This is a genomic window from Nocardia anocheti, assembly GCF_029675105.1.
Classification (GTDB): domain Bacteria; phylum Actinomycetota; class Actinomycetes; order Mycobacteriales; family Mycobacteriaceae; genus Nocardia.
Map to the genome: position 1 here is coordinate 304215 of NZ_JAQQFV010000009.1, position 19935 is coordinate 324149.

The 19935-nt window shown below is 71.1% G+C and carries 19 protein-coding genes; 10 read left to right on the forward strand and 9 right to left on the reverse strand.

Annotated features, from left to right (window positions below; genetic code table 11):
• Positions 1-17: 17 nt before the first annotated feature.
• Positions 18-1163 carry a DUF5925 domain-containing protein gene (locus QC180_RS24345; RefSeq protein WP_278265125.1) on the forward strand — a complete coding sequence of 382 codons (1146 nt, stop codon included), beginning with the start codon at positions 18-20 and terminating at the stop codon, positions 1161-1163.
• An 11-nt stretch (positions 1164-1174) separates the two neighbouring features.
• Here the strand turns inward: QC180_RS24345 and QC180_RS24350 are convergent, their stop codons facing one another.
• Together QC180_RS24350 and QC180_RS24355 are read right to left on the reverse strand one after the other, a co-directional pair.
• Positions 1175-2569, reverse strand: a complete 1395-nt coding sequence (locus QC180_RS24350) for an MFS transporter (protein ID WP_278265126.1) — start codon at positions 2567-2569, stop codon at positions 1175-1177.
• A 123-nt stretch (positions 2570-2692) separates the two neighbouring features.
• Positions 2693-3526: an NAD(P)H-binding protein gene (locus QC180_RS24355; protein WP_278265127.1), complete on the reverse strand. Its 834-nt coding sequence runs from the start codon at positions 3524-3526 to the stop codon at positions 2693-2695.
• Positions 3527-3666: 140 nt separating this feature from the next.
• On the opposite strand from QC180_RS24355, the gene QC180_RS24360 reads away from it, so the two are divergent.
• Positions 3667-4617, forward strand: coding sequence for an AraC family transcriptional regulator (locus QC180_RS24360; protein ID WP_278265128.1), 951 nt, complete (start codon positions 3667-3669; stop codon positions 4615-4617).
• Between the two features lie 32 nt (positions 4618-4649).
• A complete protein-coding gene (locus QC180_RS24365) occupies positions 4650-5066 on the forward strand; it encodes an acyl-CoA thioesterase (protein WP_278265129.1) in 417 nt (138 codons plus the stop codon).
• Here the strand turns inward: QC180_RS24365 and QC180_RS24370 are convergent.
• Together QC180_RS24370 and QC180_RS24375 are read right to left on the reverse strand one after the other, a co-directional pair.
• Positions 5063-5869, reverse strand: a complete 807-nt coding sequence (locus QC180_RS24370; RefSeq protein ID WP_278265130.1) for an SDR family oxidoreductase — start codon at positions 5867-5869, stop codon at positions 5063-5065. The two genes, QC180_RS24365 and QC180_RS24370, sit on opposite strands and share 4 nt — an antisense overlap.
• Positions 5870-5909: 40 nt before the next feature.
• Positions 5910-6404, reverse strand: a complete 495-nt coding sequence (locus QC180_RS24375; RefSeq protein ID WP_278265131.1) for an Lrp/AsnC family transcriptional regulator — start codon at positions 6402-6404, stop codon at positions 5910-5912.
• A gap of 171 nt (positions 6405-6575) precedes the next feature.
• Here QC180_RS24375 and pdhA point away from each other — a divergent pair, with 171 nt between their 5' ends.
• From pdhA to QC180_RS24395, 4 genes are all read left to right on the forward strand, one after another.
• Positions 6576-7658: a pyruvate dehydrogenase (acetyl-transferring) E1 component subunit alpha gene (pdhA, locus tag QC180_RS24380; protein WP_278265132.1), complete on the forward strand. Its 1083-nt coding sequence runs from the start codon at positions 6576-6578 to the stop codon at positions 7656-7658.
• Positions 7655-8626 carry an alpha-ketoacid dehydrogenase subunit beta gene (locus QC180_RS24385; protein ID WP_278265133.1) on the forward strand — a complete coding sequence of 324 codons (972 nt, stop codon included), beginning with the start codon at positions 7655-7657 and terminating at the stop codon, positions 8624-8626. The genes pdhA and QC180_RS24385 overlap by 4 nt, the downstream gene beginning before the upstream one ends.
• A gap of 16 nt (positions 8627-8642) precedes the next feature.
• The gene (locus QC180_RS24390; RefSeq protein ID WP_278265134.1) at positions 8643-9965 is read left to right on the forward strand and encodes a dihydrolipoamide acetyltransferase family protein; all 1323 of its coding nucleotides are present in this window, start codon (positions 8643-8645) and stop codon (positions 9963-9965) included.
• A 225-nt stretch (positions 9966-10190) separates the two neighbouring features.
• The gene (locus QC180_RS24395) at positions 10191-10817 is read left to right on the forward strand and encodes a hypothetical protein (protein ID WP_278265135.1); all 627 of its coding nucleotides are present in this window, start codon (positions 10191-10193) and stop codon (positions 10815-10817) included.
• A 203-nt stretch (positions 10818-11020) separates the two neighbouring features.
• Here the strand turns inward: QC180_RS24395 and QC180_RS24400 are convergent, their stop codons facing one another.
• Entirely contained in the window at positions 11021-12223 is a 1203-nt protein-coding gene (locus tag QC180_RS24400; RefSeq protein WP_278265136.1) for a benzoate/H(+) symporter BenE family transporter, read from the reverse strand.
• A 354-nt stretch (positions 12224-12577) separates the two neighbouring features.
• Here QC180_RS24400 and QC180_RS24405 point away from each other — a divergent pair, with 354 nt between their 5' ends.
• On the forward strand, positions 12578-13384 hold the full coding sequence (locus QC180_RS24405; protein ID WP_278265190.1) for a sulfurtransferase: 807 nt from the start codon (positions 12578-12580) through the stop codon (positions 13382-13384).
• 77 nt (positions 13385-13461) lie between these two features.
• Here QC180_RS24405 and QC180_RS24410 read toward each other — a convergent pair whose 3' ends face one another.
• Both QC180_RS24410 and QC180_RS24415 read right to left on the reverse strand, forming a co-directional pair.
• A complete protein-coding gene (locus tag QC180_RS24410; RefSeq protein ID WP_278265137.1) occupies positions 13462-14151 on the reverse strand; it encodes an HNH endonuclease family protein in 690 nt (229 codons plus the stop codon).
• A 37-nt stretch (positions 14152-14188) separates the two neighbouring features.
• Entirely contained in the window at positions 14189-14551 is a 363-nt protein-coding gene (locus tag QC180_RS24415) for a hypothetical protein (RefSeq protein ID WP_278265138.1), read from the reverse strand.
• A gap of 154 nt (positions 14552-14705) precedes the next feature.
• Between QC180_RS24415 and QC180_RS24420 the strand changes: the two genes are divergently transcribed.
• Both QC180_RS24420 and QC180_RS24425 read left to right on the forward strand, forming a co-directional pair.
• Entirely contained in the window at positions 14706-17564 is a 2859-nt protein-coding gene (locus QC180_RS24420; protein ID WP_278265139.1) for a DEAD/DEAH box helicase, read from the forward strand.
• The gene (locus QC180_RS24425; RefSeq protein WP_278265140.1) at positions 17564-18313 is read left to right on the forward strand and encodes an SWIM zinc finger family protein; all 750 of its coding nucleotides are present in this window, start codon (positions 17564-17566) and stop codon (positions 18311-18313) included. Before QC180_RS24420 ends, QC180_RS24425 begins: the two co-directional genes overlap by 1 nt.
• On the opposite strand, the gene QC180_RS24430 is transcribed toward QC180_RS24425, so the two are convergent.
• Together QC180_RS24430 and QC180_RS24435 are read right to left on the reverse strand one after the other, a co-directional pair.
• Positions 18310-18717, reverse strand: a complete 408-nt coding sequence (locus tag QC180_RS24430) for a DUF3224 domain-containing protein (protein ID WP_278265141.1) — start codon at positions 18715-18717, stop codon at positions 18310-18312. The genes QC180_RS24425 and QC180_RS24430 overlap by 4 nt on opposite strands.
• Before the next feature lie 39 nt (positions 18718-18756).
• Complete coding sequence (locus QC180_RS24435) at positions 18757-19821, reverse strand: amidohydrolase family protein (protein ID WP_278265142.1); 1065 nt, start codon at positions 19819-19821, stop codon at positions 18757-18759.
• Positions 19822-19935 lie beyond the last annotated feature (114 nt).

The following is a 19935-nucleotide window of genomic DNA, read 5'->3' on the forward strand; positions in this document are numbered from 1 at the left end:
CCGCGAGGATGGGCGCAATGTCCACACGTAATGAACCGCTCCGGCTCGTCGATCCGCCGCGTCTGCCGCAGGAACCGGGCGAGCCGTTCCCGTGGTCGGCGGCCATCGATTCCACCTACTCCACCCGCGACGCCGTCGACGCGCTGGCGCTGGCGCCGTTCCTACGCGGCGATCAGCCCTTCGCCCGCCAGGCCCACCTGGATCGGGCCAGGCCCGAGGCCGCCCTGCGTCCCGCCGGGTCGCGCATCGTGCGGTCGGTCGCCGACGACGACAGCAGCGCGCTGCTGGCCGCCGGGGACGGCTGGTCGCTGCGGGCGGTGCGCTGGGCGGGCGGTTCGGCCACGGTCGAGGTGACCGCGGTCAGTGACGAACTCGCCGTCGCGGTGCTGGCCGAGGCGACCGAGGGCGCCGCCCAGTCACGTGACACCGAGTCGACGGTGGAGATGGGCTTCTGGCACATGGATGTGCGCAGGCCCGCGCGGCGGCGTCGCCGGATCGTCGCCCCGGCCTGGCCGGAGATCCGCGACAACTACTCCGCCGATGTCGCGGCGGGACTCGACCGCCTGATGGGGTTGGCCGTCACCGAGGTGCGCGGCAGGCTCGTGTTGCTGCACGGCGAACCCGGAACCGGCAAGACCACCGCCTTGCGGGCGCTGGCGCGCGCGTGGGCGCCGTGGTGTCAGGTCGACTGTGTGGTCGACCCGGAAGAACTCTTCAGCAATCCCGGGTACCTGATGGAGGTCGCCGCGGGCGCCGACGGCGACGACGAGGACGGCCGCTGGCGCCTGCTCGTGCTCGAGGACTGCGATGAACTCATTCGCGGCGAGGCGAAAGAGGCGGCGGGACAGAAACTCTCACGTCTGCTCAACCTCACCGACGGCATGCTCGGCCAGGGTCGCAAGGTCCTCATCGCCATCACCACCAACGAGGACCTCTCCCGCCTGCACCCCGCCGTCGTCCGCCCCGGGCGCTGCCTGGCCCAGCTCGAGGTCGGCCGCCTCACCGCCGCCGAGGCCCACGACTGGCTGACCCGTCAGAACCACGACGGCGACCGGACTTTCACCGACGGCGCCACCCTCGCCGAACTCGTCGCCCACCGCGACGGCGAGAGCCACATCCGGTCCACCGTCGACCGCACCCCGGACGTGGGCATGTACCTCTGAGTCCCGGGCACTCAGCGGCTGACGACGGACGCGGCGGCCGCGCAGGCCAGGGTGAGGACGAGCGGAACGAGCAGCGCCGCGGTGAGCGGGATCAGGGCGGTGAGCCAGCCGATCATGGCGGGCCCGGCGAGCAGGCCCAGATAGCCGACGGTGAACACCCGCGACATGTCGGTGGCCGCCGTGCTGCCCCCGAGATTGCCCGCGGTACTGAAGATCTGGGGCACCCCACCGGAGAGCCCGAGTCCGCACATCGCCCAGCCCACCAGCGTCAGCGGTAGCCACGGCGAGACGATGACGACCGCGAACCCGGCCGCCGCGAGCAGACTGCCGTACCGCACGATGGCCACCGGCCCGAACGCCCCCGCGACCCGGTCCGCGAGGAACCGCCCCAGCGTCATGGTCGCCGAGAAGGCCCCGAACGCCAGCGCCGCGTCGGCCTCCGTGGCACCCAGACGCTCGCGCACCTGCAACGCACTCCAGTCCCCGGCCACCCCCTCCGCGAGCAACAGCACGAACGCGATCACACCCAGCGAGTAGACCCGACGAGTCCGAGCCCTACCGGGTTGTCGGCTGTGTGAGCCAGCCGCGGGCTTTCCGGTACCACCGACAGCCTCGGCCTCGTGAGTCGATTCTTCGGCGGGGCGGCTGGTATCGCCCTGGGCGAGAATCGGATCGGCCGTGTGGCTCGGCGCGGTGGTCGGACTGCTCGCATCGTCGTGGGGCGAGACCGGCTTGGTCGTGTGGCTCGGCGCAGTGGCCGAACTGTTCGCATTGCCGGGGGCCGAGACCGGCTCGGGGTCGTAGTGCTCGGGACGGGAGGTGGTGTCGGTGGTGGGGTGGCGCAGGAGGTGGGGGACCAGCAGGGCGGTGGCGACGAGTCCGGCGATGCCCGCGCAGGTCAGGGTGAATTCGGGGGCCCAGCCCGCGCGCTGGGCGGCCGCGCCGAGCAGCGATCCGGCGAAACCCCCACCGGAGAACATGGCGTGGAAGGCCGACATGATCGGCCGGTGGTAGGCGCGTTCGACGTGCACCGCCTGGGTGTTCATCGACACGTCGAGCGCGCCGTTGCCCAGCCCGAAACAGGCCAGGGCCAGCGCCAGGGTGAGCGGCCCGGTCGCGAGGCCGGGCCCCACCGCCGTCACCGAGATCGCGGTCGCGGCCACGGCGACCAGGGTGCGGCTGCCGAACCGGTCGGCCGCCGGTCCCGCCAGCCGCATCCCCACGATCGCCGTGCCCGCCAGCAACAGGATGAGCATGCCGAGCACCGACGCCGACACCCCGGTCCGGTCGGTGATCGCCGGAATGTGCACCACCCACATCGCCAGCAGGAACCCGTTGAGCGTGAACGCCCCGAACACGGCCGTCCTGGCCGACCGCAGGCGCCGATCGATCGTCGCTGGAGTCACCACCTCGACGGTACCGGCCCCGATTCGAGCATCCCTGGAGATCACCTGGCGCCCGAGCTCGGCCACGCCCGAGCGGCGTCCGCCCCGCATCGAGCCGCCGCTCAGCGGCCCGGGCACTCGACCTCAGGCCGACGGCGTCCAGATCCCCGTGGCGGCGGTTTCCTTCGCGTACTCGCCGAAATCGCGCGCTTCGCGCCCCAGTGCCCGGCGGACTCCGTCGGCGGTGGCGGAATTGCGGCCGTCGAGAATGGTGCCGAACAGGTAGTCGAGCAGGCTGATCACATCACCGGGGACCTGGTATTCGGTCAGGGCGCCGACGAACTGCGCACGGTCGACCGGGATGAAGGCGATCTCGCGCCCACTGGCCTCGGCGATCTCACCGACCGCCTCGGCGAAGGTCAGCGCGCGGGGCCCGGTCAGCTCGTAGAGTTCGCCCGCGTGCCGGGGGTCGGTGAGGGCGGCGGCGGCCACCTCGGCGATGTCGTCGGCGTGTACGAACGGCTCGGGCACGTCACCGTTGGGCAGGGCGACGGCTCCGGCGAGCACATCGGGCAGGAACGCGCCCTCGCTGAAGTTCTGCGCGAAGAAACTGCACCGCACAATGGTCCAGCGCAGGCCCGAATCCCGCACGAGCTGTTCGCATTCCAGCGCCTCGGGCTCGCCGCGACCCGACAGCAGCACCACCGAGCGCACGCCCGCCGCCACCGCTTCGGCGGTGAAGGCGCGCAGCACATCCGGGGCGCCGGGGACGGCGAGGTCGGGCTGATAGGCGAGGTAGACCGCGCCGACCCCGGCGAGCGCGGGCGCCCAGGTGCTCCGGTCGGTCCAGTCGAAGGGGATCGGCGCGGTCCGCGAGCCGACGCGCACCGGATGGCCCGCCGCCTCGAGGAGCGCGGCCACGCGGCTACCGGTCTTGCCCGTGCCGCCGGTGATGAGGGAAAGCTGCTGGTCAGTCATGTTCTCTGGCATGTGTCCAGTACACCGGCCGGACGGCGGCGCGAACATCGCTGTGCCGCTCACGCACATGCGCCGTCGTCTACCGCCCGCACCGGCATCGGCCCTGCCGTTCGTGGTCCGCCGCGTCTAGGGTGGAACAGGTGGATGCCCTAGCCGGATTGCTCGAAGGTCCGCGGGCGCGCGGCGCGTTCCTCATGTGCTCGCTGCTGAACCCGCCGTGGTCGCTGCGTATCCAGGACGAGGCGCCGCTGACCGTGCTGGCGATCATTCGCGGAAACGCCTGGGTCAGTACCGATTCCGAGCCGCCGCGGCAACTCGTGGCCGGTGACGTGGCGGTATTCCGTGGCCCGCGGCCGTACACGGTGGCCGACGATCCGACGACCACGCCGCAGATCATCATCCAGCCGGGCCAGGTCACCACCACACCCGACGGCGAGATCCTGTGCGAGACATTGAGTCTGGGCGTCCGGCAGTGGGGCACCGACCCCGAGGGCGAGACGCTGATGGTCACCGGCACCTACGAGCACGCCGGGGCGGTGAGCAGGCGCCTGCTGCGCGCCCTGCCGCAGGTGGCGGTGCTCCCGCGCGGCGAACTCGACACCCGCCTGCTCGACCTGCTCGTCGACGAGGCCACCCGTGACCGTCCCGCCCAGGGCGCCGTCCTCGACCGCCTGCTCGACCTGCTGCTCATCGCCGCCCTGCGCGCCTGGTTCGCCCGCGACGACGCCCCCGCCTGGTACCACGCCTACAGCGACCCGCTCATCGGCAAGGCGCTGCGCCTGCTGCAGAACAATCCGGCGCATCCGTGGACGGTGGTCGCGCTGGCCGAGGCGGTCGGCATGTCCAGGGCCGCGCTGGCCCGCCGGTTCACCGACCTCGTCGGCGAGCCCCCGATGACCTTCCTGACCGAATGGCGCCTGTCGCTGGCCGCCGACCTGCTCGCCGAGTCCGACGCGACCGTGGAAACCATCGCCCACCAGGTCGGCTACGGCACCGCCTTCGCGCTGAGCACCGCGTTCAAGCGGCATTTCGGGGTGAGCCCGCGCGACCACCGGCAGGGCGGCGCCGCCGCGCTGTCCTCGTCGGCCTGAGCGGTCCGGGGCGTGCCTGCCAAGATGACACCATGACCTACCCCGTGCTGTGGCCGATGCCGACCCGCTGGGCCGACAACGACCAGTACGGTCACGTGAACAACGTGACCTACTACTCCTACTTCGACACCGCGGTCAACGCCTGGCTCATGCGGGCCACCGGCACCGACATCACCGCGCTGCCCGCGCTGGGCGTGGTCGCCCAGACCTCGTGCCGGTTCCACGGCTCGGTGAGCTTCCCCGACGAGCTGCGCGTCGGCCTGCGGATCGCGCGGCTGGGCAACTCCAGCATCACCTACGACCTGGCGATCTTCCGCGTCACCGAGGCGGGCGACGAACTGGCCGCCACCGGCGAGTTCGTGCACGTCTACGTCGACACCCAGACCCGCAAGCCGGTGCCGATCCCCGAGGTGATCCGCACGGCGGCCGCGGAGCTGGTGACCGACTAGGACGCGGTCAGCATCGACTGGAACCGGCGCATCCCGGCGATCCAGCGGTCGTAGTCGGCGCCCTTGTTGCGGTACATGTGCAGCACCTCCGGGTGCGGCAGGATCAGGAAGTGCTCGGCGGCCATCGCCTCGACCACCGTCTCGGCGACCTCCTCGGTCGAGAGCATCTTGCCCGCGGTCTTGACCGCCTTGATCGCCAGCGCGGCGGCCTCGGGGTCCTCGGGAATCAGGTCGCCGCTGAGCAGCCGGGTGTCCACGCCCATCGGGCACAGGCAGCTCACCCGCACCCCCCGATCGCCGTAGGTGACCGAGAGCCACTCGGCGAAACCGACCGCGGCGTGCTTGGTCACCGAGTAGGGCGCCGACCCGATCTGGGTGAGCAGGCCCGCCGCCGACGCGGTCGAGACGAAATATCCGCTGCCACGCTCGACCCAGCCGGGGACCAGCAGCTCGGCGGCGCGCACGTGCGCCAGCACGTTCACCTCGAGCGCGGCCGACCACTGGGCCTCGGTGCTGTCGAGCCCGGGACCGCCGCCGATGCCCGCGTTCGCGAAATACAGGTCCACCGGCCCGAATTCACGCTCGGCCGTCGCGATCAGTTCCGCGATGACCTGCCGGTCGGCCACGTCACCGCCCACCGCGATCGCCCGCTCGCCCAGTTCACCGGCCACCTTCGTCGCCGTGTCGGCGTCCAGATCCGCCACGACCACCCGCGCGCCACCGGCCACCAGCCGCCGCGCCAGCCCCGCGCCGATACCCCCGCCCGCGCCGGTGACGATCGCGACCTTGCCCTCTATCTCCATGCCCGCACCCTAACCGCGGCTGTCTCGGCGGGGGAAGGGTTCAGGACGGACCGGCCAGACGATCCAGCAGCGGACCCGTGCGCGGGCCGACCAGCTCGCGCATGACCAGGGCCATGTTCGTGCGCTCGACTCCGGGGATCTCGAGGATCTGCCCGGCGATGCGGTACAGATCGTCGGCGTCGCGGGCCACCACGCGCACGGTGAGGTCGACCGAACCGGTCGTGCCGCACACCTCGGTCACCTCGGGCACCTCGGCGAGCGCGTCGACGACGGTGTCGAGCCGATGTTGGTCGACGACCACCGCGACGAAGGCCGAGAGGGGATAGCCGAGCGCTCGCGGCTCGACCCGGCGCTCGAAACTGCCCAGCACGCCACCGCTGTCCCAGCGGGCCAGCCGGGCCTGCACCGTGTTGCGCGACAGACCGAGCCGGGCGGCGAGTTCCACCCCGGTGGCGCGGGGGTTGGCGATCAGTTCGCGCAGCAGCCGCGCGTCGGTGGCGTCGAGTGTCACGGCGTCGGGTTCGCGACTGGTCATACAACGCAGTATGACAGCGGCCGACCCGTCCAGACCATGCATTCTGCTCATTCCCGTGTCGATCGCTTGCGCAGTCGGCGTAATCGTGGATGCTGAGTGATACACATCGCACTCAGCGATTGTCGTACCCGCATCGGGCCCACAAGGCGCGATGGAGAGGAGGCGATCTCGATGTCGGAGAAACAGACCTACCCGGTCCAGCTGGTGCAGCCCGACGGCCGTCGCGTGTTCGATCGCGAACACGCCGCGCTCGTCGCCGACGTGGATGCCGGAAAGTTGCGCGCGCTCTACGAAGACCTGGTGGTGACCCGCCGGATCGATGTCGAGGCGACCGCGCTGCAACGGCAGGGCCAACTCGGCCTGTGGCCACCACTACTGGGCCAGGAAGCCGCCCAGGTCGGCTCGGCCCACGCGCTGCACCCCGACGACTACGTGTTCGCCTCCTACCGCGAGACCGCGGTGGCCTACTGCCGCGGCGTCCCGCCCGAGCAGCTGACGGCACTCTGGCGCGGCGTCGCGCACCACTGCTGGGACCCCGAGTCGGTGCGGATGACCAACGCCAATATCGTGGTCGGCTCGCAGGGCCTGCACGCCACCGGCTACGCCTACGCCGCCCACCTCGACGGCGCCGACATCGCCACCATCGCCTACTTCGGTGACGGCGCGACCAGTCAGGGCGATATCGCCGAGGCGCTGGGCTTCGCGTCGGCCTGGACCGCGCCGGTGGTCTTCTTCTGCCAGAACAACCAGTGGGCGATCAGCGAACCGGTCGCCGTGCAGAGCCATGTGCCGCTGGTGCGCCGGGCCGACGGGTACGGGATGGCGGGCGTGCAGGTCGACGGCAACGACGTGCTCGCGGTGCTGGCGGTCACCCGGCAGGCGGTCGAACGCGCCCGCTCCGGCGGCGGCCCCACCTTCATCGAGGCGATGACCTACCGGATGGGCCCGCACACCACCGCCGACGACCCCACCCGCTACCGCACCGCCGCCGACGCCGAGTACTGGTCCCAGCGCGACCCCATCGAGCGGATGCGCCTGCTGCTCGACCGCGAGGGCCTGCTCGATCCGGAGTTCGTCCGCCAGGTCGCCGAGACCGCCGACGATGTCGCCCGCCGGGTCCGCAAGGCGACGCTGGAGTTCCCCGACCCGGACCCCGAGCGCATGTTCGACCACGTCTACGCCACCGAGCATCCGCTGATCACCGAAGAGGCACAGCGCTTCTCGGAGTATCTCGCCGAAGGAGCGCAGTCATGATCACCACCTTCGCCGCGGCGCTCAACACCGGGCTGCGCCGTTCGATGGAAGACGACGCCAAGGTCGTGCTGCTGGGCGAGGACATCGGCAGGCTCGGCGGGGTCTTCCGGGTCACCGACACCTTGCAGAAGGACTTCGGCGACAACCGGGTCATCGACACCCCGCTGGCCGAATCCGGCATCGTCGGAACGGCTTTCGGGATGGCGCTGCGCGGGTACCGGCCGGTCGTGGAGATCCAGTTCGACGGTTTCGTCTACCCGGCCTTCGACCAGATCGTCTCCCAGGTCGCCAAGATCCACTACCGCACCGGTGGCAAGGTGAAGGCGCCCTTGACGATTCGCATTCCGTTCGGTGGTGGGATCGGTGCGGTCGAGCATCATTCGGAATCACCCGAGGTGTATTTCGCGCACACCGCCGGGCTGCGGGTGGTCTCGCCGAGCACGCCCGCCGACGCGTATTCGATGCTGCGCCAGGCCATCGCGCTCGACGACCCGGTGGTCTTCTTCGAGCCGAAGCGTCGCTACTGGGACAAGGCCGAGGTCGACTTCGACGGCGAACCGGACCTGCCCCTGCATCGCGCGCGGGTGTGCGTGCCCGGCACCGACGCCACCGTCCTCGCCTACGGCGGCACGGTCGCCACCGCACTGACCGCCGCGAAGATCGCCGCCGAGGAAGGACATTCGCTCGAGGTGATCGATCTGCGCAGCCTCTCGCCGCTGGACGTGGACACCATCGCCGACTCGGTGGACAAGACCGGCAGGCTGATCGTGGTGCACGAGGCGCCGGTCTTCGCCGGGCTGGGCGCCGAGATCGCCGCGCGGATCACCGAGCGCTGCTTCTATCACCTGGAGGCGCCGGTGCTGCGCGTCGGTGGCTACGACATCCCCTACCCCCCGGCTAAGCTCGAAAAGCACCACCTGCCCGACCCGGACCGCATTCTGGCGGCCGTCGATCGTTGTCTCGCGTGACCAGAAAGGTGCCCCAGTGCCGGAACAAGCCGACGACGGTCATGTTCTCGAATTCCGCCTGCCCGATCTGGGCGAGGGCCTTGCCGACGGTGACCTGGTGTCGTGGGCGGTCGCGGTCGGCGACCGGGTGGAACTGAACCAGACCATCGCCGAGGTGGAGACCGCGAAGGCCGTGGTGGCGCTGCCCTCGCCGTTCTCCGGGATCGTCGTCGAGCTGCTCGCCCAGCCGGGCGACACCGTGCCGGTGGGCGCGCCGCTGATCCGCGTGCGCAACGATCTCGAGGTGGCGGCGCCGCCGACGGCGGAAAGCGTGAGCCGTAACGATGTGCTCGTCGGCTACGGGCCCGAGGCCGAGAGTACTTCTCGCAGAAGGAGAACCGCGCCCGCCGCGATGGCCGCCAGTACGCCGAGCACGCACCGCGCCGCCGCGACACCCGCCGCCCGGAAACTGGCCAAGGAACTCGACATCGACCTCTGGTACGTCGCGGGGTCGGGGCCCGAAGGCGCGGTCACCGTCGAGGACGTCCGCGCGGCGGTGCCGGTCACCACACCGCGCACACCCGCCCGCAACGGCGAGGCCGCCCTCGCCCCGCACACCCGCGTCACCGAGACCGACGGTGGCCTGATCGAGCCGACCGCACGCGAGGAACGCACTCCCATCTCCGGCGTGCGCAAACGCACCGCCGCCGCCATGCAGGCCAGTTCCCGCACGATTCCGCAGGCCAGCACCTTCGTCACCGTCGACTGCACCGCGTCGATGGAACTGCTCGACCACCTGCGCACCACCAAGTCCTTCGAGGGCCTCACCCTCACCCCGCTGGCTCTGGTCGCCAAGGCCACCCTCGCCGCCATCGCCGAACACCCCGCCATCAACGCCGCCTGGGACGAGGCCAACCAGGAGATCGTCACCAAGCACTACGTGAACCTCGGCATCGCCGTCGCCGCCGAACGTGGTCTGCTGGTGCCCAATCTCAAAGAGGCGCAGGCACTCAGCCTGCGCGAGCTGTGCCGGGAGATCACCTATTCGGCCGAGACCGCCCGCTCCGGCAACGCCACCCCCGCCGACCTGCGCGGGGGCACCTTCACCATCACCAATGTGGGCGTCTTCGGTGTGGACTCCGGTGTTCCGCTGGTGAATCCCGGCGAGGGCGCGATCCTGTGCCTGGGGTCGATTCGCAAGCGCCCGTGGGTCTTCCGCGACGAACTCGCCATCCGCTGGGTCACCACCCTGGGCCTGAGCTTCGATCACCGCATGATCGATGGGGAACTCGGCGCCCGATTCCTCGCCACGACAGCGAGTTTCCTCGAGGACCCATTGACTCTGCTCAGCCGAGTGTGAACTACCGGGTGCTGTTGTGCGCCGTCCGTTCCCTCGTCGGTCACCGGATCGTGCCGCGGCTGCCGTGCTGATCTCGTCGCGATCGTCGCGTTCGATCTCGCGACCGGTCGAGGCGGTGGCGGCGCGGTCGTGGGTCTGTCGGTGGGCGGACGTATAGTTCGGGTCGTTCGTCGCTGGACGAGGGTGTCGCGTCAGCGGAGTCGATATCGGACCAAGGGGGGTGTGGTGGGGTATCCGTATGGGCCGCAGCAGGGGCAGGGTTATCCGCCGGTCGGACAGCAGGGGTACGGGTATCCGCCGATGGGTCAGCAGGGGTACGCGTACGGCGGGTACCCGGCGCCGGGGCAGGGCTATCCGGCGCGTCCGGTCAGCGGTGGCACCGGGATCGCCGCGGCCTCGCTCGCGCTGCTGATCTCGGTGGCGGCGGGGATCGGGACGCTGATCACCTTCAGCGTGCTGTCCGACTCGGAGAACGGCCGACTCGAGGTACAGCCGGACGGATCGTTCGCGCGGGAGTCGGTGGAGCTCAGCGGCGCGGTCATGGTGGGCCTCGCGCTCGGCGGGGTGGCGTGTCTGCTGTGGTTACTCGGCGCGATCCTGCTGTTCCGCCGGAAGACGGCGGGGCGGGTGATCGTCATCATCCTGTCGGCGCTGGCCACCGTCGGCGGCCTCGTCTCGTTGTTGAGCCTGGCGGCGGCTCCGGTCGGTTCGGGTGCCACGCTCGGCATCGCCCTGGCCCAGGCCGGGTTCGCGGTCCTGGTGTTGTGCCTGGCGGCGGCACCGTCGACCGGGCGCTGGATCCAGGCTGCCCGAACGCCCGCCTACCCGCAGGGTCCCTACCCGCGGTATTGATCGGCGGCCCTACCGCCAGAGCTCATGCACCACGCCGTTCGACGCCTGTGGATGCACCTTCCTAGCGCGCAGTCGAGGCTTGGGCGCGAAGGCTTCGGCGGCGTCTTCTCCTCCGCCTGCGCCCACGTCTGCGGGCGGTTCATGACTGCCGCGCGGGCGGTGTTGCCAGGGCGCGTGGGGGCAGGTGCCTCGGTGGAGGAAGGTCAGGTGCCTCGGGGGAGGAAGCGGCGCAGGGCCAGGCCCGCGAGGAGGGCCCAGAAGGCGCCGCCGATGCCGAACAGGGTGGTGCCGGAGGCGGCGACGAGGAAAGTGACCAGGGCGGGGAGGCGGTCGTCGGGGTCGGTGAGGGCGCCGGAGAGGGCCGCGGCGAGGGTGGCGAGCAGTGCCAGGCCAGCGACGGTTTCGAGGGTGCCCGCGGGGGCGGCGGCGATGAGGGTGACCAGGGCGGCGGAGGCCAGACCGAGGACGAGATAGGTGGCGCCCGCGGTGGCCGCGGCGATCCAGCGGCGCTTCGGGTCGGGGCTCGCGCTGGGCGCGGCCGAGAGGGCGGCGCTGATGGCGGCGAGGTTGATGGCGTGGCCACCGGCCGCCGCACCGGCCAGGGTGCCGATCCCGGTGACCAGCATCGACGCGCGCCACGGCACCTGGAAGTCGAACGAGCGCATCACCGCGACACCGGGAATGTTCTGCGAGGCCATGGTGACGATGTAGAGCGGCACGGCGATGCCGACCACCGCCTGCCACTGCCAGTGCGGCACGGTCCATTCGACCGTCGGCACCATCGCCGCGAGATCGAGAGGCCGATGGCTGACGGCGATATCGATCCCCGTGCCGATCGCGGCCGTCGCGAACGCGACCAGCACCGCCCACTTGGGCGCGAACCGCTGCAACACCAGCCAGATCACGATCACCGGCACCACCACCGCGGGTGAGGTCCGCAGCGCCTGCACCGGCGCCAGACACAACGGCACCAGCACACCCGCGAGCATGGCCTGGGCCAGCGGCACCGGAATCGCGCCGACCAGCGCCCCGAGCCGCTGCCACAACCCGGTCACCACGATCAGCACACCGGTCACCACGAAGGCCCCGACCGCGCCCGCCCAGCCGCCCGCGACCAGCCCGGTACTGGCCAGCAGCGCCGCACCCGGCGTCGACCAGGCCAGCGTGATCGGAATCCGATACCGAAAACTCAGCAGCAGAATGCCGATGCCCTGCGTCAGACACAGCACCAGCAGCCCCGACGCCGCCTGCGCCGGACTGGCCCCCACCGCCCGCAACCCGCTCAACACCACCGCGAACGAACTGGTGAACCCCACCAACGCCGTGATCGCCCCCGCCCCGAGCGGTTGCGCGACCCCCGCCCGCTCGTCGGCGACCTCGGGTTCAGTGGCGGAGACCTGCGACATTGTCCAGATCCTGCCGCCCACCGCCCCCGACGTCGCAGGCCAGTGCCACGAAACTGGCCTGATCGCCTTTGACCGCGGCAAGCCCCGCTGCCCGGCGCCCCATGCCAGTGCCCGATCTCTGGTGCCTGGTGCCTGGTGCCTGGTGCCTGGTGCCCGGTGCCTGGTGCCTGGTGTCCGGTGCCTGGTACCTGGTGCCCGACGTCTGGTGCCTCGTGCCCGGTGCTTGGTGTCGGTGCCTGATGACTGATGCTCGTGGCGGTGGGTGCGGATTCGGTTCCGGTGAGTGGGGCGGGGTGCGTAGGCTGGCGCTACGGGGGCTAGATCCGGCTAGGAGGAGTGGGCGTGGGCGCGGTGGTGGTTTCGGCGGCACAGCTGCGGGAAGAGCTGGCGGACAAGAGGATTCATCTGCTCGATGTGCGCTGGGCGCTAGGGGACCCGGATGGTCCGCAGCACTATCTGGACGGTCACATCCCGGGCGCGGTGTTCGTCGACCTGGAGACCGAACTGGCCGCCGCCCCCGCTCCGGCGCGCGGCCGCCATCCGCTGCCCGACCCCGGCACCTTCGAGAAGTGCGCCCGCAGTTGGGGACTCGGGGAGGGCGACGCGGTGGTCGTCTACGACGCGACCGGCGGCATGGCCGCGGCCCGCGCCTGGTGGCTGCTGCGCTGGGCCGGAGTGTCCGACGTGCGCATCCTCGACGGCGGCCTACCCGCCTGGACCGCCGCGGGCGGCGAACTCGCCACCGGCGCCGAACCCGACCCGGAACCCGGCGACCTGATCGTGCGCCCCGGCGGCCTGCCCGTCATCGACGCCGACGCCGCCGCGACCTGGCCCGGCCTGCTCCTCGACGCCAGAGCCGCCGAACGCTTCCGCGGCGACGTGGAACCGGTCGACCCGCGCGCCGGGCACATCCCCGGCGCCGTGAGCGCCCCCACCGCCGAAAACCTCGACGCCACCGGCCATTTCCGCACTCCCGACGAACTCCGCGCCCGCTTCACGGACCTCGGCTCCGGCCCCGTCGCCGTCTACTGCGGCTCCGGCGTCACCGCCGCCCACCAGATCGCCGCCCTCGCCCTCGCCGACATCCCGGCCGCCCTCTACCCGGGCTCATGGTCCCAGTGGTCCAACAACCCCAAACGCCCGGTCGCCACCGGCGAGTAGCTCCGAACCCGACCACGGTGGTGCCGGGCGGCCCGCCACGCGCGATCGGCGAGACCACGGCGGTGGCGGTCACGTCCTCATCCACTGGGGCAGGTATGGGCGATGGTGGTCAGGGCGGTGTGGTCGGCCGTGGTGACGGGCAAGGCGTAGGTCACCGCGACGGTCAGATACTTGGCGGCGTAGAAGCAGTGGTTGGCGGCGGCAGGGGGTAGCCAGGTGCTCGGCGTGCTGTCACCTTTGGCCTGGTTGGCCGCGGCGTCGGTGGCCAGCAGGTTGACGGTGAGGTCGTTGGCGAACCGCTGACGCAGGTCGGCGGGCCATGCGGCGGCGCCCATGTCCCATGCGGCGGCCAGCGGATAGACGTGGTCGATCTGGATCCGGCCGCCCTCGGACTTGCGGAAGACGACCTCGGTCCCGGTGTACGGATCGTTCAGCGTTCCCTCGATCACCACACACCGCCCGCGCAGCACCACCTCGCGCAGCTGCGCGGCCAGCACATTGTTGCGGGTGTCGCAGCCGTCGTGCCCGCCCGGCGCGTCGGTGTCGTCGGACCAGGCGGGACCGAAGACGCAGCCCTGGCCGGTCTTGCAGCCGCGTTCGTAGCCGCCGGGGTGTGGACGACTGGGGATGACGCGCACCTGGTCGAGTAGCGCGGTGAGTTCCGCGCGGGTGGGATTGCCCGGCGCCGGACGCACCGGATCGGCCGTGAGCACGGCGCAACCCGCGGTCGCGAGCACCGTCACGAGCAACCACGTCAGTTTCGCCATACTCGCAGGTTGTAGCGGGTGGTACCGACAGGTTCGGCTACAGCCAGGCGCGGGCCAGGATGTCGTCGGCGGCGACCTCGCTGGCACGCGGCGGGAAACGGGTGGCCGCTATCGAGGCGACGCGCGTGCCGTCGTGGCCGATCAGCCAGGAGCCGCCACGGTCCTCGCACTCGGCGATCTTGGCGAAGACGGTGAGCAGGAAGGTGATGGACTCACCCGGGTCGGCGGTGTGCGCCAACCGCTGGGACTCGCCGGGACGGGACAGATCGAGCCAGACGCCGGACTGTCCGTCCAGCCGCATGCCGACGATCTTCCCGGCGTCGACGAAGGTGAATTTGCGCCGCTCCCACGGGGTTGCCGGGGTATAGCTCTGCTCGAGTACCTGGAGCAGAATCGTCATCGCTGCCCTCCGCACAGTACTTGGGGGTGGTTCGGCACCGATCGGTGGACCGGCCCGTGACCAGGGGATATCCCAGTATGTTCCGGACGCGGTGAGAAATCCAGCGGTCCGGCCCGCGCCGAAGGTGTCGGTGCCGCCTGCTTGGATGGACCCCATGCTGCACGCTCTGTGGTCACCCGGCTCGGGGCTGCTGCTGTGGCACGACGGGGAACCGGTCGCGGTGGGGTCGGTGCTGGGCGACATCCTGGATCGGGCCCGGTTCCGGCATCGCGCGCAGGTGCTCGTCGTCGACGCCGCGGGGCAGTCCGACACCGCCGAGGTGCGCGCGCACGCGCTCGCGCCGCCCACGGCGGCCGTCGTGCTGCGCAGCCGACTGCCGCGCGAGAACATCGCCGGTGACCTGCGCTTTCTCGCCCATGTCGCCCGGGGGATCGAGCGTTGGGTCCGGGCCGGGCGGGTGGTGCCGCAGGTCGAGCGCGCCGACGGACAGTGGTGGGTGCGCTGGCGGCTGGTCGGCGGGCAGCGCCAGCGCGCCTGGCTGGCCGAGCTGGCCGCCGCCATGCCCCCGGCACTGCGGGTGGCCGGTGCGCCAGCGGCCGTTCTGGACGACCTGATCACCGAGCTCACCGACCCGATCGCCCGCGAGTACGTCACCCACCGCAACCTCACCCACCCGCTGCTCACCGCCCTCATCGAGGACAGCCCCCTGGACGCGGGCTCCTACCGCCTAGCCGAGACCCTGACCCAGTGGCGCGAGGGCTACGCTGCCGACGAACCCGAACTCGTGCTGCGACTGTGCGAACCCGACGGTGAGTTCGGCACCGACGACGAAGCCGTCGCGCTGTGGCGGTTGCAGGTTTGCCTGCGCCCTGTGGACGACGCGCCCAAGCCGGTCGCCCTCGACGACGACCCGGTCCTGGTCCGTACCGCCGCGGAGAAACTGGCCCAGGCCCGCAAGGCGTATCCCCGCCTGCGCGACCTGCCCACCGACCCGCGCGGCCTCGACCTGCTGCTGCCCACCGAGGTCGTCGCCGACCTGGTCGCCCACGGTGCCGGTGCCCTCCAGGAGGCCGGGATCCGCCTGCTGCTGCCGCGCGCCTGGAACATCGCCGAACCGAGTATGCGTCTGCGCGTGAGCAGCCCGGCCGCCGCCGAATCCACCGTCGGATTGAGCGGATTGCTGTCCTACCGGTGGGAATTGGCGCTGGGCGATCTGGTCCTCACCCCGGCCGAGATGGAACGGCTGGTGCGCGGCAAGTCCGATCTGGTGCAGTTGCGCGGCGAGTGGGTGCAGGCCGATCACCGGGCACTGGCCGCGGCCGCGCGCTATGTGGCGCTGCACGCCGACGACTCGCCGATCACGCTGGCCGACATGATCGGTCAGCTGGCGGCCGAACGCGTCGACAATGTGCCGGTCACCGAGGTCACCGCCGTGGGCTGGGCCGCCGAACTGTTCGCGCGCGAGGGCGAACCCGAGCCGGTCCCGGTGCCGGTCGGTCTGAAGGCGCAGCTGCGCCCGTATCAGGAACGCGGCCTGAGCTGGCTGGCGACGATGAACCGGCTGAACTGCGGTGCGGTCCTGGCCGACGACATGGGCCTGGGCAAGACCGTGCAGGTCTTGGCGCTGCTGGTCCACGAACGCGAAACGGTCCACACCGAGGCCGAGTCCGCGCCGGGTACACCATCCGCTGCTGTCGCGTCAGGCCGGAACGGGCGGCGGGTCGGCCCGACCCTGCTGGTGTGCCCGATGTCGGTGGTCGGCAACTGGCAGCGTGAGGCGGAACGTTTCGCACCGGACCTGCGCGTCCTGGTCCATCACGGCGCGGCCCGGCGCAAGGGCGCGGAATTCGCGGCGGCGGTGCGGGATTCGGATCTCGTGGTCACCACCTACGCGCTGCTGGCCCGCGATGTCACCCTGCTGGCCGAGCAGCGGTGGGAACGCATCGTGCTCGACGAGGCCCAGCACATCAAGAACGCCGTCACCCGGCAGGCCCGCGCCGCCAGGGCCGTTCCGGCACGACATCGTCTGGCGCTCACCGGAACTCCGGTCGAGAACCGCTTGGAGGAACTGCGTGCCCTGTTCGACTTCGCCATGCCGAAACTGCTGGGCAGCCCGCAATCGTTCCGGGCGCGCTTCGCGGTGCCGATCGAACGCGAACGCGACCAGCACGCCATCGACCGTCTGCGCCTGATCACCGACCCGTTCGTGCTGCGCAGGCTCAAGACCGACCCGGCGGTGATCAGCGACCTGCCCGAGAAGCTGGAGATGACGGTGCGGGCCAACCTCACCGTCGAACAGGCCGCGCTGTACCAGGCGGTGGTGGACGACATGCTCGAGAAGTTGAAAGACGCCAAGGGCATGGCCCGCAAGGGCGCGGTGCTCGGCGCGTTGACCAGGCTCAAACAGGTCTGCAACCACCCGGCCCACTACCTGGGCGACGGCTCGCCGATCCTGCGCCGCGGCGGTCACCGCTCCGGCAAGCTCGCCCTGGTCGAGGACATCCTGGAGTCCGTCCTCGCCGACGGCGAGAAGGCCCTGCTGTTCACCCAGTTCCGCGAGTTCGGCGACCTGGTGCTGCCCTATCTCACCGAACGCTTCGGCAGCCCGATCCCGTTCCTGCACGGCGGCGTGAGCAAGCAGCGCCGCGACGACATGGTCACCGCCTTCCAGCGCGTCGACGGCCCACCGCTGATGCTGCTCTCGCTCAAGGCGGGCGGCACCGGACTCAATCTCACCGCCGCCAATCATGTCGTCCACCTGGATCGCTGGTGGAATCCGGCGGTGGAGAACCAGGCCACCGACCGCGCCTACCGAATCGGGCAGCGGCGCGCGGTGCAGGTCCGCAAGCTGGTGTGCGTCGACACCATCGAGGAGCGGATCGACGAGATGATCAGCGGCAAGCGGCAATTGGCGGAATTGGCCGTCGGCGCCGGGGAGAACTGGATCACCGAACTGAGCACCGAGGAACTGCGCGATCTGTTCATCCTGGGTGCCGAGGCGGTGGGGGAGTGATGGCCGATTTCAGTCAGTTCGGGCCGCGCAGACCGGTGACCGGCGGTGCGCGCTCGCGCGGCGGCTTCGGCCGGACCTGGTGGGGCAAGGCCCTGCTGGACGCGGTAGAGCAGGTGGCCGACGCGGGCCGACTCTCGCGCGGGCGCACCTACGCCCGGGTGGGGCAGGTGGTGAACTACCGCATCGAGCGCGGCGCGGTCACCGCCGAGGTGCAGGGCAGCCAGCCCAGCCCGTTCACCTCGGTGCTGAGCATCCGGCCGCTGCGCGACGAGGAAATCGAGCTGCTGCTGGCCGACATCCGCGAGGCGCCCGGCATGCTCGCCGAGATCGCCTCCGGCGCGCTGCCACCCGCGCTCGGCCCGCACCTGCTGCCCAGCACCGCCTCCGAGCTGGACTTCTCCTGTAGCTGCCCGGACATGGGCTGGCCGTGCAAGCACGTGGCCGCGGTCTGCTATCTGCTCGCCGAACGCCTCGACGAGCAGCCCGGCGAGATCCTCACCCTGCGCGGCCTGAACCTCGACACCCTCATCGGCGGTGTGGCCAAGGCCGCGCGCACCGCCGATTCCGGCGACCCCTACGGCGACGCGCTCACCCTGCCGGAGCTGCCCCGCGTCGAATTCCACGCCGTGATCGAGGATCTCGACCCGGTGCCGCTGCGCCGTGCCCTGCGGATGACCGCCGAGGACGAACAGCTCGCGGCCACCGGCTTACGCGAATTGCGTTCGCTCTACCAGGAATTCGACAGCTAGGCCAGCTCGTACTCGAACCAGATGTGGTGGCCGCCGCGCTCATCGACATACAGCGCGCCCGTGCCGGTGATGCCGGTGAGTTCGCCGGTGCCGCTGGCGGGGACGATGTGGAAGAACTCGTCGGTGCGATCGGTGCCGCCGGTGGTGGCCGAGTGCACGAAGTTGAACGCGCCCGCCTTGCCGTGCAGCGCGCCCTCGAACGACTCCATCGCGACATAGGTGCCCGCGCCGCTGGTGATGTCGAACGCGGCGGTGAACAGCGTGGCGGACTGCCCCTCGATCTCGCCCGCGTACGCCTTGGTCATGGTGGACACCCCCACCGGCAGCCCGGTCGTGACGGTCGGCTGGGCTTGCAGATCGGTGGGGTCGAACGCGGTGATCTCGAATGTGCCGGTTGCCTTCATGGGCGCGATGCTAGACCCGGGCACCGACAGCTCGCGGACTCAGGCGCTCGTGTCGATCCGGTAGACGCGCAGGGCGTTGTCGCGGAAGACTTTTCGCAGGTCATCGGCCGTGGCACCGGCGGCGGTGAGTCCGGTCGCCACCGTGTCGACCGCGCCGGTGATGGTCGTGAACGGCTTGTCGACCGGGAAGTTGGAGCCCCAGATCAGCCGGTCGGCGCCGAAGACCGTCAGCGCGTGCGCCAGCAGCGGTCCGGTGCGGTCGACCAGGTCGGGCACCGGGGTCGGCGTGCCGCGTGGGGGTAGGGGATGGCCGAGGACCGGCATCATCAGACCGCTCACCTTCGCCACCACATTCGGTCGCGTGGCCAGTTCGGCGAGGTCGTCACGCCAGCGGTCCAGCAGGGCGCGGCGCCGCGCGGGGGTGTGGCCGGTGTGCTTGCCGACCGGGCCGAACGCGCCCGCCGGGGTTCCCAGGTGGTCGAGCACGATCGGCACCTCGGGGAAGCGCGCGGCCAGCGCGGTGACCTCAGGCAACTGTCCCGAGTAGACCCACGCCTCGAACGAGAGTCCGCGCTGGGCCAGCTGGGCGAAGCCGTGCAGGAAGGCGCGGGCGGTGAGGACGCCGTCGGCGGCGAAGGACTTGACGGCGGGATCGGGGTGGTGGGCGACCATGGCGCGGATGCCGCGGAACAGCGGTGAGGCCGTCTGGTGCGCGTCGAGGACCGCGCCGACCTCCACGGCGGCGGGATCGGCCGCACCGATCACCGCCGCCAGCGCCGGGGTGTCGACACCGAACGGCAGACTCGCCACCCAGCGCGTCTCGTCCGGCTTCCAGCCCGCCCACTCGACCTCGATGTGCACGATCGACTCCACCGCCGTCGTGCCCAGGTCGGCCCGATAGTTCGCGGGCAGATACGGCGCGAGATAAGCGCGCGGATCACCGACGAACTCACGATCGGCCCGCGGCGCCAGCCTGGCCGCCAGCTCGACCGGCACCGGAAGCCTGCGCATGAGCTTGGCCAACCCGCTGAACTCGCGCGGAGTCGCGTGCGGATCCCACTGGTGGATGTGCGCATCGATGATGTCGAGCCCGGCCAAATCCATACTGTGCGTCCCATCGCCGCCGAATCCTCCTGGCGATTGTCACACGCCCCGACCCGGTCCGTCCCCGTTCACCCGACGCGCCGGGGATTCAAACCACAGCGGCGACCAGCACGA